The sequence below is a fragment of the Streptomyces sp. NBC_00158 genome, from assembly GCF_045160885.1.
Lineage (GTDB): Bacteria > Actinomycetota > Actinomycetes > Streptomycetales > Streptomycetaceae > Streptomyces.
On the sequence record NZ_CP108161.1, the window covers coordinates 7522418 to 7536695 of the forward strand.

A 14278-nucleotide genomic window follows, 5' to 3' on the forward strand; every position below is an offset into this window, starting at 1 on the left:
TCCTTGGTCGTCGAGTCCGTGGGGGCGATACCCGAGCCCCGTTCGACGTTACGGAAAGTGACGGACCGTTGCCACGGCGACGCGCAGGTGCCACACGAAGGGGCGATCCGCGGGCCGCAGGCTGACGCGGGTGTCCGGCCGTCAGGGGCGGTGGCCGGCCACCGACCGGCGTGCGACGGGGAAGTCGAAGTAGGTGTCGGGGAACAGCTCGGGCTTGTGCGTGAAGTGCCACCACTCCTCGGGCAGGTTGACGAACCCCTCCGCGGCCAGCGCCGTCTTCAGCAGCCGGCGGTTCTCGCGCTGAGCGCCCTGGACGCGCGGGTCGTCGGTGTGCGACAGGGTGTCGAAGCAGTCGAAGCCGGTGCCCATGTCCACGGAGTTGTCCGAATACCGTTCCGCTTGCGGCGCGTAACAGGGAACGGACTCCTGCCCCGGCCGCGGCGGGGGAGCGGGGACGGCGGGGAGCGGGACGATCGTGAGGTCCATGGTGCTGCCGCGGCTGTGACCGGACTTCTCGGCGATGTAGCCGTCCTCGAACAGGCGCGACTTGTCGACCCTCGGGTAGAACTCCGCCTTGCGCCGTTCGTCGGAGAGGTCCTTGGCCCACCGTACGAAGTGGTCCACGGCCCGCTGCGGGCGGTAGCAGTCGTACACCTTGAGCGAGTAGCCCTGCCGCAGGAGGCGCTTCTGTGCCCGGTGCAGGGCCTCGGCCGCAGGACGCGTCAGGATGCAGACCGGCTGCCGGTAGCCGTCGATGCGCTCGCCGATGAAGTTGTGGGCCGAAACGTAGCGCATCTCCTGGACGATCGTGGGGTCGACGGAGTTCAGCGCGACGAACTCCCGCGGCGCATTGGGCTCCGGGGGCCGGGCGGCGGCGCTCAGGGTCGAGGTCGCCGTGAACAGGGTCGTGAAACCCACGGTCACGGCGAGACGGGCCATCGTCGACATGGTCATCGCTTTCTCCCTGCGCCTGAGCCGGTGAGCCGGTGAAACGGGGCCGGCCGGCGAACCGGTCTGCCCGCGGACGGTGGGTCCCCCCCCCGTGTACTGGCCCGCTCCCGCGCCAGGTATGCCCCGGCTCTCCGGTCTGTCCAGCGGAACGCCCGGAATGGCGGATACCGCTACCACCGCACGGCATCGCACCGTGAGCCCGCGTACACAACAATTCGCCTGGGGCCGAAGCGATGAGGCACCCTGGAGTCATGGACCACCACGACGTACCCGCTCCCGGCCCGGCGGATTCCCCCGCTCCTGCCGCCCGGCTCGCCTCCCTCGCCGCCGCCCTGGCCGACGAGACCCGCGCCGCCATCTGCATGACCCTGCTGGAGGGGCGCGCCTGGACCGCGGGCGAACTGGCCCGTACCACCGGGGTCGCCCCGTCCACCGTCAGCGGGCACCTGAACCGGCTCCTCGAAGCGGGGATCTGCGTGACGGAGAAGCAGGGCCGGCACAGCTACGTGCGCATCGCCGACGCCGCGACCGCCCGCCTGGTGGACGCCCTGGCCTCCTACGCCGTCCCGGGCCGGGACGCGGCGCACACCGTTCCGGTGGTCGCCGCGCCCGATCCGCTGGCCCGGGCCCGCACCTGCTACGACCACTTCGCGGGCCGGCTCGGCATGGCCGTGACCGACGCCATGCGGGACCGGGGCCTGCTGGCCACCGACGCGGTGTTCGCGCTGACCGGGGCGGGCCTCGACTGGTGCGCGGGGGCGGGCGTCGACGTGGCGGGCGCGGGGCGCAGGCCGCTGGTGAGCTCATGCCTGGACTGGACCGAGCGCCGCCGCCACCTCGGCGGCCTGGTCGGCGCCAGGCTGTGCAAGCGCGCCCTGGCCGAGGGCTGGGTGGTCCGCCCGGAGGACGGTGGACGGGGCCTGCTGGTGACGGGGGCGGGGGAGGAGGCCCTCGGTGAACTGCTGGGCCTCACTCCGGCGGCGTGGAGCTGAACATCCGGCAGCCCAGTAAAAATACTTCGGTACTCACCGAAATGTTGAGTGTAGGGTGGGGAAGCATGAAGACCCCTCCCCGTGCCCCTGCGCCCCCTCTCCTCACCCTCGGTGCCGTCTGCTTCACGGTGTTCGCCTGGGCGTCCGCCTTCGTCTCCGTCCGCAGCGCCGGAGCCGCCTACTCGCCGGGGGCGCTGGCCCTCGGCAGGCTCCTCGCCGCCTCGCTGGTCCTCGTGGCGCTGCTCCTCCTGCGCCGCGAGGGCCTGCCCCCGCGCGGTGCCCGGCGCGGCATCCTGCTGTCCGGCCTCGTCTGGTTCGCCGGCTACACGCTCGCGCTGAACTGGGGCGAGCGCCTCGTCGACGCGGGCACCGCCTCCCTCCTCGTGAACACCGGGCCGATCCTGATGGCGCTCCTGGCCGCGCGCCTCCTCGGCGAGGCCCTGCCGCCGCGGCTCGTGACCGGGATGGCGGTCTCCTTCGCCGGAGCCGTGGTCGTCGGCCTGTCTATGTCGTCCGGCGGCGACGGCTCGACCTCGGTCCTCGGAGTGGTGCTGTGCCTGCTCGCGGCGGTGGCGTACGCGACCGGCGTCGTCGCCCAGAAGCCGGCGCTCTCGTACGGGACGCCGCTGCAGATCACCACGTACAGCTGCCTCACCGGAACCGCGGCCTGCCTGCCCTTCGCCGGACAGCTGCTGGCCGAGGTCCCGCGGGCCCCGCTCTCCGCGACCCTGAACATGGTCTACCTCGGCGTGGTCCCGACCGCCCTCGCCTTCACCACCTGGACCTACGCCCTCGCCCGGATGCCGGCCGGCAAGCTCGGCGCGACGACGTACGCCGTGCCGGCCATCGTCGTCCTCCTGAGCTGGATCCTCCTCGGCGAGGTGCCCGCCTGGCTCACCCTCCTCGGCGGACTGCTCTGCCTGGCCGGAGTGGCCGTCTCCCGCTACCGCCCGCGCCCCGACGCGCATGCCCGCCCCCGTGCCGGGTACGAGCCCTCCGGTACGCCGAGTCGAGAGGGAGTCTGAAGTGATCCGGAAGCTACAGGCGATCGCACTGGACTGCGCCGACCCGGCAGGGCTCGCGCGGTTCTACGCGGACCTGCTCGGCGGCCGCGTCGTAGCGGACCCCGACGACCCCGACTGGGTCGAGGTGCACGGCTTCGAGGGGACACCGCTCGCCTGTCAGCGTGTGGACGGCTACCAGCCGCCGCAGTGGCCCGGTCGGCGGCGTCCCCAACAGCTCCACCTGGACTTCGACGTGGACGACCTCGAAGGGGAGGAGGAGCGGGCGCTGGCGCTCGGCGCGACCGTACTGGAGCGGACCGACCGGCTCCGCCCGGACGCCAACTGGCGCGTCTACGCGGACCCGGCCGGCCACCCCTTCTGCCTCTGCCTCCACTGAGCCCGGCGCCTCAGGAGCCGCCGGCCAGCTGGAGCACCGCGATCCCCGCCAGGACGGCGGCGCTGGCGGCGATCCGCCGGCTGCCGAGCCGCTCGCGGAACACCACCGCACCGATCAGGGCCCCGAAGACGATGCTGGTCTCCCGCAGCGCGGCGATGGTGGACAGGTCGCCCCGCGACTGCGCCCACACCACGAGGCCGTACGCCAGGAGCGAGAGCAGCCCGCCCGCCAGGCCCCGGCCCCACAGCGGGCGCAGTGCCGTGAACAGGGCGCGGCCCCGGCGGGCACCGGCCAGCAGCGGGAGGACCAGCCCCTGGCAGAGGAACAGCCAGGCGACGTAACCGAGGACGCTGCCGGAGACGCGGACACCACTGCCGTCGACCAGGGTGTACGAGGCGATCATCACCCCGGTGCCGACCGCGGCGGCCAGCGCCGGCAGCTGTGCGCGGCCGGGGATCCCGTCGGCGAGGGCGAGCCCGGCCAGTCCGCAGGCGATCACCGCGATGCCGAGGGCCTGCCCGGCGGCCAGGGAGTGGCCGAGGAGGGTGGTGGACACCAGGGCCACCACCACGGGCGAGGTGCCCCGGGCGGTCGGGTACATCTGGCCGAAGTCCCCGAGCTGATAGGCGCGCAGCAGTAGGAGCTGGTACGCGGCCTGCAGCGCGGCCGAGGCCGCGATGTACGGCCAGGCCGTCGGCGCGGGGGCCGGGGCGAGGCAGGCGAGCACGGCTCCGCAGCCCGCGGAGACGAGGCCGATCAGGGTGAACCCGGCGAGCTTGTCCCGCAGGCCGTGGGTGAGGCCGTTCCAGACGGCGTGCAGCACGGCCGAGGCGAGGACGACGGCGGGCACGGCGGCGGCACCCGTCACGGACGGCAGGCTGGCGGACACGGGGCCCTCCCCACGATCAGGCTATGGAACAGAATTCCCTGCTAGCGTAAACGCATGGAAATCCATTCCACGTCCCCGGGCGGGCTCGCCGCCCACATCCGGGCCCGCCTCCCCGAGCTGCGCGACACCGAGGCACGGGTGGCGCGGGTCGTCCTGGACAAGGGCGCCGAGCTGGTCCGGCTCAGCGTCAGCGACGTCGCGGCCCTGGCCGGCACCGCGCCGTCCTCCGTCGTACGGGCCTGCCAGCGGCTGGGGTTCCGCGGATACCAGGAGCTGAAGATCGTCGCTGCCGGGCAGGCACCCGCCCCGGAGCCCTCCCGGGAGACCGACCCCGCCGCCCGCGCCCTGGCCGACACGATCCGCGCCGGCCGGGAGGCCCTGGACGGGGTCGCGGCGACCGTGACCCCCCAGGACCTGCGGGCGGCGGCCGCACTGATCGACGCGGCCCCCCGCACCGTGGTCGTCGGCGCGGGCCTGTCCGGCGCGGTCGCACTGGACACCGCCTACCGGCTGCGCGCCCTGGGCTGCGCGGTCGACGCCCCGGCCGACCCGCTGACCGCGCAGCTGGCCGCCTCGCAGCTGACGCCCGCCGGCGTCTGCCTGGCCATCAGCCACACCGGCGCCACCCGCAGCACCGTGGACGCCGCCCGGCGCGCCCGTCAGGCCGGGGCCCGGGTCGTCGCCGTCACCAGCTACGCCCGCTCGCCGCTCAGCGAGACCGCCGACCGCACCCTCGTCGCCGGCGGCCAGGACCTGGTGTTCGGCCTCGAAACCGTCGCCAGCCGCCTGGCCCACCTCACGGTGATCGACGCCCTGGCCCTCACCCTCCTGGGCCTGCGCGGAGCACCGGCCGAAGCAGCCCTGCGCCTCTCCGCCGACGTCACCGTCGACCACTCCTACTGACCCCGTACCGACCCCCGTGCTCCCCGTGTCAGGGACGGTGTAGAAAGAGACCTCGAACGACCGGCGACCACAGCCCGGTCGGACTCACTTCCGGGGGGATCCCACCATGCGCACCCGCGCGCTCCGCAGAACCTTCGTGTCCCTGCTCGTCCTCGCAGCCTCGGCGACCCTGGTCCCGGCCACCGCCGGTCCCGCCGCGGCCGCGCCGGCCCAGTGCAGCGGACCCAAGAGCGGCGTCCTCGCGACGCTCTACCCGGGCCAGCGCCTGGAGCCGGGGGCCCGCCTGGCGGACACGGTGAGCACCACCGAGCTCGTCATGCAGCCCGACGGCAATCTGGTGCTCTACGCACTCGGCACCCCGGGCGGCTACAAGCTTCCCCTGTGGGCCAGCGGCACCCACGGCAACACCGGCGCGTACGCCACGATGCAGGAGGACGGCAACTTCGTCGTCTACAAGAAGGACGGCGGCCCCGCCACCGGCGGAGCCCTGTGGCACACGGCGACGTACGGCAGCGGGGGCACGGGCAGCGTCAAGGCATCGCTCCTCGGCGGCGAGTTCCTCGTCGAGGGCCGCAGCACCACCAGGTGGTCCACCCGCAGCTCGGAGCGGCAGGCCTGGTTCTGCTCCGAGTTCGCCACGGCCGCCGAGGGCTGGTGGACGGGCAACTGGGCCCAGTCCGCGACCGTCTGGCTGGTGCTCCAGCAGGACAACAACCTCGTCATGTACCGCAAGCGGGACGGCCAGGCCATCTGGAACAGCGGCACCTACGGCGGCAGCCGCCGGGTGACCCTGCAGATGGCGCCCAAGGACAACGGGGACCTGACGCTCGTCGAGGAAGGCCGCACCACGCCCCGCTGGCGGACCGGCACGGGCAACAACCCCGGCGCGTACGCCCTGCTCCAGGACGACGGCAACCTCGTCGTCTACAAGAAGGACGGCGGCCCCGGCAAGGGCGGTGCCCTCTGGTACACCGCGACCTACAACAAGGTCTGACCGGGCCGCGAGGCGCTGATCTCGGGGGCGGGGGCCGCACGCGACCCCCGCCCCCGTACGCTGGCGGCCGTCCACGGGGGAGGCCGAATGCTCGAAGACCGTCCGTACGCGTCACTGTCCGCCGTCGAGATCGCCGGCCTGGTCAACCGCGGGCGGGTGACCGCCCGGGACGTCGTCGACACCGCCCTCGCGCTGACCGCCGAACGCGACGGTGACCTGCGCGCCTTCACGGCCGTCTGGGCGGACGCCGCCCGCGCCGCGGCGGCGGCCGTCGACGCCGCGGTGGCCGGTGGGGCCCGTCTGCCGCTGGCCGGGGTGCCGATCGGGGTCAAGGCGAGCGAGGGCCCGGGCTCGTTCCAGAACGAGAGGCTGGCCGCCGCCGGGTGCGTACCGATCGGGGCGACCTCCGTCCCCGGCGCCGGTACCGGCTGGCAGACCTACGGTTCCACCGACCGCGGACCCACCCTCAACCCCCTCGACCCCTCCTGGTCGCCGGGCGGCTCGTCGGCCGGTTCCGCCGCCGCGGTCGCCGCCGGCCTCGTACCGCTCGCCACCGGATCCGACGGCGCCGGATCGGTCCGCATCCCCGCCGCCTGGTGCGGCGTCATCGGCCTCAAGCCGACCAACGGGCTCCTGCCCTCCCGGGACCGCGCCGGACTCAACACCCCCGGCGTGCTGACCCGCACCGCGCACGACGCCGCCGCCTACCTCCGCGCCGTCGCCACCACGACCACACCCCCGCTTCCCACGAGGCCGAAGGTGGCCTGGACAGCCACCCTCGGGTTCGCCGCGACCGACCCGGACGTCGCCCACACCGCCCGGCGCGCCCTGGACCGGATCGCCCGCGCCGGCCTGTGCGAACTCCTCGCCCTCCCGGTGGAGCTCCAGGACCCCGCCCCCGCATGGACCGCTCTGCGCGCCGACGCCCGCGACCCCGGAGCCGAAGCGCTGGTCTCGGCGAACAACGCGCGCCTGCGACGGACCTTCGACGCGTGCGACGTCATCGCCACCCCCACCACACCACACCCCCCGCACGGCCACGACGGCCCCGGAACCCGCATGAGCGTGGCCCTCACCTGGGCCTTCAACATCTCCGGACACCCGGCGCTCACCCTGCCCGCCGGAACCACACCCGGCGGCGAGCCCGTGGGACTCCAACTGGTCGCCCGCCACGGCGCCGACACCCTGCTCCTCCACACGGCCGTCACCGCCGGTTTCGGAATCCCGAACCCCGTGGACGGTGTCCCGGCACCGCCGTGGCAGCACGGCTGAGGGACGCCCTCACCCCTCCCGGTCGCGGTGCGGGGCGTCCCGCAGCCGGGCCGCCCGGGTCACCAGCCGCGAGCGCCCGGCCCGGGCCGCGACGGCGTCGAGCCCGGCGGGCGGCTCGGCCGCCGCGGTGCGTCGGGTCACGCCCACCGGCCGCCCGGCCCCGCCGACCGGGCCCCTTCCTCAGAGGCGCTGCCAGAGCGCCGGGACGTTCGGCGGCTCCCAGCCGACGACCGCGGTGTGCGCCTGCAGGCAGCGGTACGAGGATCCCGCGTACGTGACCCCGTCGCCCGCCCGGTACGCCCGGCCCGGAGTCCAGGTGCCCGTGGGCGGAGTCGTCGGCGGGGGAGTGGTCGGCGGGGTGGTCGGGTCCTGGGGCACGTCCAGGACGAAGTCGAAGGTGCCCTCCTGCCCGGGCCCCGCCTGGCGCAGGTTCATCAGCAGGCGGCTGTCGAAGAGGCTGTCGGTGCTGTTGCGCGGCTCGCCGGGGAAGTACAGCTGGGTGGTGACCACGCGGCGTCCGGGCGCCTGGAGCTTGACGTGGAGGTGGCGGGTGCGTCCCGGGTAGAGCCCGGGAACGACGGTGGTCAGGCTGAACGAGCCCCGGGCCGTGCTGAACTGGTGCCCGCGGAAGCGGTAGCCGCTGTTGTCGTACGCGCCGTTGTGGTCCGCCTGCCAGAAATCGAGCAGCACGCCGGGGATCGGGCGGCAGCCCCGTCCGAAGACGTAACCGGTGACGGTGAGCCGGGTGCCGGGCGTACCGCTCGTGATCAGGGAGTCCCGCAGCGGGGAGTTGGGCTTGAAGTACGGGCCTTCCATCTGCTCCACGGTCGGCTCGTCGCCGTCGTGGCAGTCCGGGGTCGGGGCGAGGGTGGCGGCGCCGGTGGCCGTCTGCTCGCGGGCGAGCGCGACCCGCCCGCCGATCAGCAGCGGGGCGGCGCCGAGCGCGGCGGCCGCGCGCAGGACGGTCTTGCGGCTGACCCTGCTGCCGCCTCCCGCGGGTTCGGGTATTGCGGTGGGTTCCTCCGGTACGGGCATCGAGGCCTCCTCGCGTGGACGGGGGTGGGGGGTGGGGGCGCGAAGGGGGAGGGGCGGATCCTGGCGGGGATCAGCCCCGGACGGTACCGGTCCGTTCGCGACCAGCAGTCAACCTACGGGCCGTCCGGGTGCGCGGCGATGGACTCGATCCGGGGATCGTGGTGATTTCGACCGGCCCAGTTCCGGAACTCGCCCGGCGACATTCCCGTCTCCCTCCTGAAGAACCGGCAGAAGTACGCCGGGTCCGAGAATCCGCCCAGGTGCGCTATCTGGCGGACGGTCATGTCCGTCCCGGACAGCAGCCTCTTCGCCTCCAGCGTCTGCTGCTGCCGGATCAGGCTGCCGGGCGAACGTCCCGTGGCCCGCCTCACCAGCGTCTGGAAGTGCCCGGCGGACACGCCGAGCTCCCGGGCGTACCAGCCGACCGGCCGCTGCGCCCCGCCGGGCTCGCAGAGCAGCCGCCCGAAGGCTGAGGCCAGCTCCCCGGCCCGGTCGCGCGCCGGAGCCGACGCGTCCGCGGCGTCCGATGCGGCGCCGTCGCGGCCGAGGGTCCGTGAGGCCCGGGCGATGAGGATGTGCAGGCAGGCGCGCAGTACGTTCTGGTACCCGGACCGCAGGCCCCGGTACTCGCGGCCCATGTCGGCCAGCAGGGCGGCGATCGCCGCGGCCTGGTCGCCGGCCGGGTGCCCGGGCCGGCCGGCCAGCATCCGCAGGGCGGAGGCGTCGTCCGCGTGGGGCAGCAGGAAGTCCTCGTTGAAGAGCACCACGTGCCCGGTGAGTCCGTCCGCCTCGGCCCAGTGGTGGACCTGCCCGGGGGTGATCACGCACAACTGCGGGGGCTCCACCGGCCGCCGGACCAGGTCCAGCACGTGTGCGCCGCTCCCGCCGGTCACGTAGACGATCTCGTAGAAGGTGTGCCGGTGGGGGAAGGCGGCGCGCGACAGCGGGCCGATGGTGTCGAAGGTCCCGATCGCGAAGGGCAGCAGGTGGGGGAGTGGCACCTCCAGGCGGTGCAGGGGCAGATCGGGGAGGCGGGTGTTCGAAAGCCGGTCCATCCCCGAAGTTTCCGGCCAACCCCCCAGTAGGTACAGACCAATCACGGCCGTCAGGAGTCGCGGGAGGCCCCGATCGGGCGAGCGGCGTGAGCGCCCCCGCGACCGGGGAAGGCCGTAACGTGAGTCGCGCAGGCGGGGAACCCGACGGCGAGAGGGATCGGCATGCGGACCGGCATCGTCATGGCTGCGCGCCCGGGTCTGGAGCACCTGGCCGCCCGCGCGGAAGAGCTCGGCTTCAGCAGCTTCTGGGTCTACGACACGCCGATGGTCCACGGTGATCCGTTCGTCAGCCTCGCGCTCTGCGCCAAGGCGACCACCCGGATCGGACTCGGCATCGGGGTCACCTCGCCGGCGCTGCGTTCCGCACCCGCCGCGGCGGCGGCCCTCGCCAGCCTCAACGCCCTCGCCCCCGGCCGCATCATCTGCGGCGTCGGCACCGGCAACACCGCGCGCCGAACCCTGGGCATGCGGCCCGCGAAGACGGCGGAGCTGGAGTCGTTCACGGCCGCCCTGCGGGATCTCACCGCCGGCCGCGAGACGGGCTACCGCGAGGGAACCGGGACCAGCAGGGTCCGCTTCCTGCACGCCGACGGCCACGTCAACACCGAGGACCCGGTGGAGTTCGTCGTGGCCGCGTTCGGCCCGAAGGCCGCCGCCGTGGCGGGCCGACTGGACACAGGACTCATCTCCTTCGCGCTGCACGCCCCCGAGGCCTGGTCCGCGCTGGGCCGGGCCCGCCGGGCGGCGGCACGGGCCGTCGGCAACAACGGGAAGACGCACTCGTACCTGATCTCCTCCCTCCACGTCCTCGCCGACGGCGAAGACCGGTACGGCGACGCCGTCAAGGACGCGATCGGGCACATCGCCGTGAGCGCACTCGTCCTCGCGGTGGAGAACCCGGCCTTCCGGGAGGCCCTGCCCCAGGAGGAGGCCGCCGCCGTCGACCGACTGCTCCGGCTGCGCGGCACCACCGCCACCGCCCCCGACCGCCACCACGCGCTCTACCGGAACTACCTCGGCCGGCTGTCCCCCGAGGAGCGCGACCTCGTCGTGCCGTCCCTGGTGGACACGTTCGGTCTCGTCGGTACCGGGGACGAGATCAGACGGCAGATCGGCGCACTGGAGCGGTCAGGGGTCGACGAACTCGTCATCCAGCCCGTGGCGCACCCCGAAGCGGAAATGGACCGACTGGCCCGGCTCCTCCCCTGACCGCGCGGTCGCGGACGCCCAACTGCCGCTGCGACGGCGGGGTTCGTTAGGCTCACCGGGATGGAAGCCCGCACCCCGCCCGTACTCCTCCTGTCCGCACCCCGCAGCTCGACCGCCGAACTCATCGCGAAGGCGGCGGCGTGGCGCGGCTACGACACGACCGACCGGGCGGCGCTCGCCGTGGGCCGCCGGGCGCACTGGTACGGCGGCCCCCTCGCGGCAGCACGCCTGGCGGGCCCCCTGGGCCTCGGGCTCCTCGAACCGGCCGACGACTGGCTGACCCGCCTGCCGCACGCCCTCCTGCGGCGCTCCGTCCGACTCACCGACCTCGCCGAGGCCCGCGCGCTGCGGGAGCGGGCCTTCGTCAAACCGCCCTCGGCCAAGATCGACCTGCTGCCCGCCGCCGTGCACGAGGACGGGACGACCCTGCCGGGCGGGCTCGACGGATCCACGCCGGTCCTGGTGAGCGGGGTGGTGGAGTTCACCGCCGAATACCGGCTGTTCGTCCTCGACGGCGAAGCCGTCACCGGAAGCCGGTACGCCGTCCACGGCCACCTCGACCCGGCGCCACTGGACGCGGGCAGCCGTGCCTTCGCCCGCGCCGTCCTCGACGCCACGGCCGCCGGCCTGCCCAGCGCCGTGTGCCTGGACATCGGCCGCCTCGCCGACGGGAGCTGGGCGGTCGTCGAGGCCAACATGGCCTGGTTCGCGCACTGCTACGCCGCCGAACCGGACCGCGTCCTCGACGTGGTCCTCCGCGCCGCCGGCCCGATGGACGCGGTCGCCGCGCGCGACCGACCGCACCTGAGCGGCGTTGTCGGTCCCCGGTGTTAGCGTCACCGACATGGCGAACCGTTCATACCTCTACTCCGCGGACTCGATGCCGAACGAGGCAGAGATCCCCAAGCCGATCCGGTGCATATCCGAGCACAACTGGGACATCCCGCTCGCGCACAAGCTCATGGTGGGGCGCGGGACGACCGTCGTCCCGTCCATGATCTGGAACCCTCCGATCGGCATCGCCGCGGACTATGCGGGCGGGGCGGCCCTGCTCCGCGACCTCCTGAGTGCGGTCGGCAAGGGCCTGGAGGACGACGCCGAGTTCGCCGAATGCGTCGCCAGGACCACGGCTCACCTGCAGAAGCAGCAGGCCGAGTACTTCCTCCTCGAGACCGGCGAGATCGTCTCGATGTCGGGCGACGATCCGGCAGAGAGCGTCCGGCGCCTGGTGTCCGAGGACGTCCCCGCCGCCGTCGCACGGGCCGAGGCGGCGATCGCCGGCCAGGACGACGACTGGCTGGCATCGGTCCGGGCCGACTGGCAGACGCACTTCGCGTCCTTCTACGCCGACGCGCTCTACTTCTCCTTCCCCGACTGACGGTCAACACCCCCGGCCCGCCCCTTTGACCTGCCCGAACACCTCGTCGAGGACCGGAACACGCCGAACCCCCGGGCGAGTGGAGACCGCCGCCTTCACCGCCGCCGAAGGCCCCGGCTCGGGGACGAGAGCCTGGTCGCCGGCCGCAGACCACCCGCGGGAGCCCGCCCGAGTGACGCGGCGGCGTCCCCTCAGCTCGCCTCGATGGCGGTCAGCGCCTCCCGCACGGCCCGGAGCAGCTCCTCGTCCCCCGGGATGCTGCTCCCGTAGCGGCGGGGCGACGCGGCGACCTCGTGCAGTACGGGCAGGGCCGCCGCCGCCGGACCGCCGATCGCACCGAGAACCCGTACGGTCCGCACCACCAGCGGCGTCACCGCGTGCCGGGCCAACGGTGCCAGCTCCGGCAGCAGGGCCGCAACGGCCGGTTCCGCGTCGCCCGTGATCCGCCACCACGCCTCGGCCGCGCCCACCCGGCTCCACTCTCCGGGGCACGTCAGCAACGGCCGTACCGCATCGGCATACCGGGCCGCCAGCGGACCCAGGTCGGCAAGATGGCGCAGCACCGGCTGCCCGAGGCCGGCCCGGGCCGCCGCCCCGCACACCCGCAGGGCGGGTTCCGGGTCTCCCGTGACGCGCCAGTACGCCCACGCGGCGGTCTGGGCACCGCCGTGCCACGGATGCCTGCCCGGTCCGGGAGCGGCGGCAACGAGTGCGGCGAGCGGGCGGGCCGCCTTCCCGGCCGCGGCGGCCGTGCCGATCGAGCCCAACGCCTCGGCCGCCGTACGGGCGAGGGGGGAGTCCAACAGCCCGACCAGCTCGGGCACCGCCGGCGCGGCCACCGGACCCCAGTCGCCGAGCGTACGCAGGATCCTGGGGACGGCGTGGCCCCCGATGCCGTCGGTGCCGTCGCCGGCGAGCCGTCGGCGGAAGACCGGCAGCAGTCGCGGGGCCCAGCGGGCGGGCAGCGGGGCGACATCCAGCCAGTGGCTCCCGAGACGTGCGGCGTACCAGTCGGCGGCCCTGTCGTCACCCATGCCGACCAGGGCCCGCACCGCCGGATCGGCGTTCGCCGCGCAGCCGACGCCACCGGAGTGCTCGACATGACGGACCAGCGGGTCCGCGCACGGGGCCGCCGCCGTGCCGCCCGCGGCGAGGACCTCGACCGACGCGGAGGCCACGTCGGGCTCGTCGTCGAGTCCGGCCGCGACCGCCGCCCAGAGTTCCGGCGCCGGGCCGCGCCAGTACCGCAGCCGCGCACCGGCGGTGACCACGGCCGCGCGGCGGAGATCCCCGTGCCGGTGGCCGGCCAACGCTTCGAACAGGGCCGCGGACTCGTACGGGTAAGGCGCCGACAGCTCCGCGAAGCGCCGGACCGGCTCGTAGCCGAGGGGCCACCACGGTACTTCGGCGAGGCGCTCCCCTCCGGCGGCCGCCAGCCCACGGGCGACGGCACGGCCCGCGGCACCGTCCGCGGCGTCCCCGTCGCCCGATGCCAGCACGCCCCGCGCGGCGGCCAGGGCGACCATCGGATTCCCGTGGTCCAGCCAGGGGAGCAACCACTCCTTCTCCTGCGACGGCTGCCCGACCGCCATCAGCTGGGCAACGAGCGCCGTCGGATCGTCCTCCACGGCGGCAGCCCGCCGCAGCGCGTCGAGCGCGGCCGGCTCCGCGCAGCGGATCGAGCGCAGGACCCAGGCCGCGCCGGTCCTCACGCCCGCCGCCCGATGCGGCACCAGGGGCAGCACGTGGGGCCAGGCGTTCGTGAACAGCTCGTACGCCCTGCGGTGCACGCCGACGGAGCTGTCGCAGGCGCCGTGGCCGCGCCGGGCCAGGAAGTCGAGCACCTGCACCAGCCGACGCTCGTCGAGCTGCGGGAGCAGGGCGAGGAGGTGCTCGACGGCGTGCGCGAAGAGCGGGGTGTCCCTCTGCCAGCCGAGCCTGTCCGCCAACCGGAGCCACGACTTCTGGCGTTGCCCGAAAGTCACCAGCCCGCGCAGCAGACCCGGCACCTCCTCCCGGCCCGCCGGCACCCCTTCCAGCACGTGCCAGGCCACCGGCCCGGCCCCCCGTTCGTCCATGCCGCGGATCCTAGACCGTGGTGTCCCGATGCCCTCGCCGGGGTCCCGCCGCGCGAGTCCGATCAGACGCAGGTCCGATGCCGCGGCCCTGAACACCCTGGTCGGGTCGGACCGTGGTCCG

The 14278-nt window shown here is 74.4% G+C and carries 15 protein-coding genes; 9 read left to right on the plus strand and 6 right to left on the minus strand.

All coding sequences use genetic code 11. The features are described from left to right. Positions 1-141 precede the first annotated feature (141 nt). Positions 142-954: a M15 family metallopeptidase gene (locus OG553_RS34580; RefSeq protein ID WP_405982806.1), complete on the minus strand. Its 813-nt coding sequence runs from the start codon at positions 952-954 to the stop codon at positions 142-144. Between the two features lie 248 nt (positions 955-1202). Between OG553_RS34580 and OG553_RS34585 the strand changes: the two genes are divergently transcribed. The 3 genes from OG553_RS34585 to OG553_RS34595 all read left to right on the plus strand — a co-directional run bounded on the left by OG553_RS34585 (position 1203) and on the right by OG553_RS34595 (position 3344). Next, on the plus strand, positions 1203-1943 hold the full coding sequence (locus tag OG553_RS34585) for an ArsR/SmtB family transcription factor (RefSeq protein WP_405982807.1): 741 nt from the start codon (positions 1203-1205) through the stop codon (positions 1941-1943). Between the two features lie 65 nt (positions 1944-2008). Beyond that, positions 2009-2968 carry a DMT family transporter gene (locus OG553_RS34590; RefSeq protein ID WP_405982808.1) on the plus strand — a complete coding sequence of 320 codons (960 nt, stop codon included), beginning with the start codon at positions 2009-2011 and terminating at the stop codon, positions 2966-2968. Between the two features lies 1 nt (position 2969). Beyond that, the gene (locus tag OG553_RS34595) at positions 2970-3344 is read left to right on the plus strand and encodes a VOC family protein (RefSeq protein WP_405982809.1); all 375 of its coding nucleotides are present in this window, start codon (positions 2970-2972) and stop codon (positions 3342-3344) included. Positions 3345-3354: 10 nt separating this feature from the next. On the opposite strand, the gene OG553_RS34600 is transcribed toward OG553_RS34595, so the two are convergent. Continuing rightward, complete coding sequence (locus OG553_RS34600; protein ID WP_405982810.1) at positions 3355-4233, minus strand: EamA family transporter; 879 nt, start codon at positions 4231-4233, stop codon at positions 3355-3357. Positions 4234-4287: 54 nt separating this feature from the next. Between OG553_RS34600 and OG553_RS34605 the strand changes: the two genes are divergently transcribed. The 3 genes from OG553_RS34605 to OG553_RS34615 all read left to right on the plus strand — a co-directional run bounded on the left by OG553_RS34605 (position 4288) and on the right by OG553_RS34615 (position 7402). Beyond that, positions 4288-5136 (plus strand): MurR/RpiR family transcriptional regulator, encoded by an 849-nt coding sequence (locus OG553_RS34605; protein ID WP_405982811.1) that lies wholly within the window; start codon positions 4288-4290, stop codon positions 5134-5136. 106 nt (positions 5137-5242) lie between these two features. After that, positions 5243-6130, plus strand: coding sequence for a hypothetical protein (locus OG553_RS34610; RefSeq protein ID WP_405982812.1), 888 nt, complete (start codon positions 5243-5245; stop codon positions 6128-6130). 87 nt (positions 6131-6217) lie between these two features. Next, a complete protein-coding gene (locus OG553_RS34615; RefSeq protein ID WP_405982813.1) occupies positions 6218-7402 on the plus strand; it encodes an amidase family protein in 1185 nt (394 codons plus the stop codon). A gap of 9 nt (positions 7403-7411) precedes the next feature. Here OG553_RS34615 and OG553_RS34620 read toward each other — a convergent pair whose 3' ends face one another. The 3 genes from OG553_RS34620 to OG553_RS34630 form a co-directional block, all read right to left on the minus strand. Next, positions 7412-7543: a hypothetical protein gene (locus tag OG553_RS34620; RefSeq protein WP_405982814.1), complete on the minus strand. Its 132-nt coding sequence runs from the start codon at positions 7541-7543 to the stop codon at positions 7412-7414. A gap of 39 nt (positions 7544-7582) precedes the next feature. Continuing rightward, positions 7583-8437, minus strand: a complete 855-nt coding sequence (locus tag OG553_RS34625; protein WP_405982815.1) for a carbohydrate-binding protein — start codon at positions 8435-8437, stop codon at positions 7583-7585. 113 nt (positions 8438-8550) lie between these two features. Beyond that, positions 8551-9492, minus strand: a complete 942-nt coding sequence (locus OG553_RS34630; protein WP_405982816.1) for an AraC family transcriptional regulator — start codon at positions 9490-9492, stop codon at positions 8551-8553. 162 nt (positions 9493-9654) lie between these two features. Here OG553_RS34630 and OG553_RS34635 point away from each other — a divergent pair, with 162 nt between their 5' ends. Genes OG553_RS34635 through OG553_RS34645 form a run of 3 tightly spaced genes read left to right on the plus strand, consistent with a single transcriptional unit; the run spans position 9655 to position 12079 of the window. Further along, a complete protein-coding gene (locus OG553_RS34635) occupies positions 9655-10701 on the plus strand; it encodes an LLM class flavin-dependent oxidoreductase (RefSeq protein ID WP_405982817.1) in 1047 nt (348 codons plus the stop codon). A gap of 60 nt (positions 10702-10761) precedes the next feature. After that, positions 10762-11535 (plus strand): ATP-grasp domain-containing protein, encoded by a 774-nt coding sequence (locus OG553_RS34640; RefSeq protein WP_405982818.1) that lies wholly within the window; start codon positions 10762-10764, stop codon positions 11533-11535. Between the two features lie 10 nt (positions 11536-11545). Continuing rightward, a complete protein-coding gene (locus OG553_RS34645) occupies positions 11546-12079 on the plus strand; it encodes a hypothetical protein (protein WP_405982819.1) in 534 nt (177 codons plus the stop codon). A gap of 191 nt (positions 12080-12270) precedes the next feature. Here the strand turns inward: OG553_RS34645 and OG553_RS34650 are convergent, their stop codons facing one another. Continuing rightward, positions 12271-14157, minus strand: coding sequence for a hypothetical protein (locus tag OG553_RS34650; protein WP_405982820.1), 1887 nt, complete (start codon positions 14155-14157; stop codon positions 12271-12273). Positions 14158-14278 lie beyond the last annotated feature (121 nt).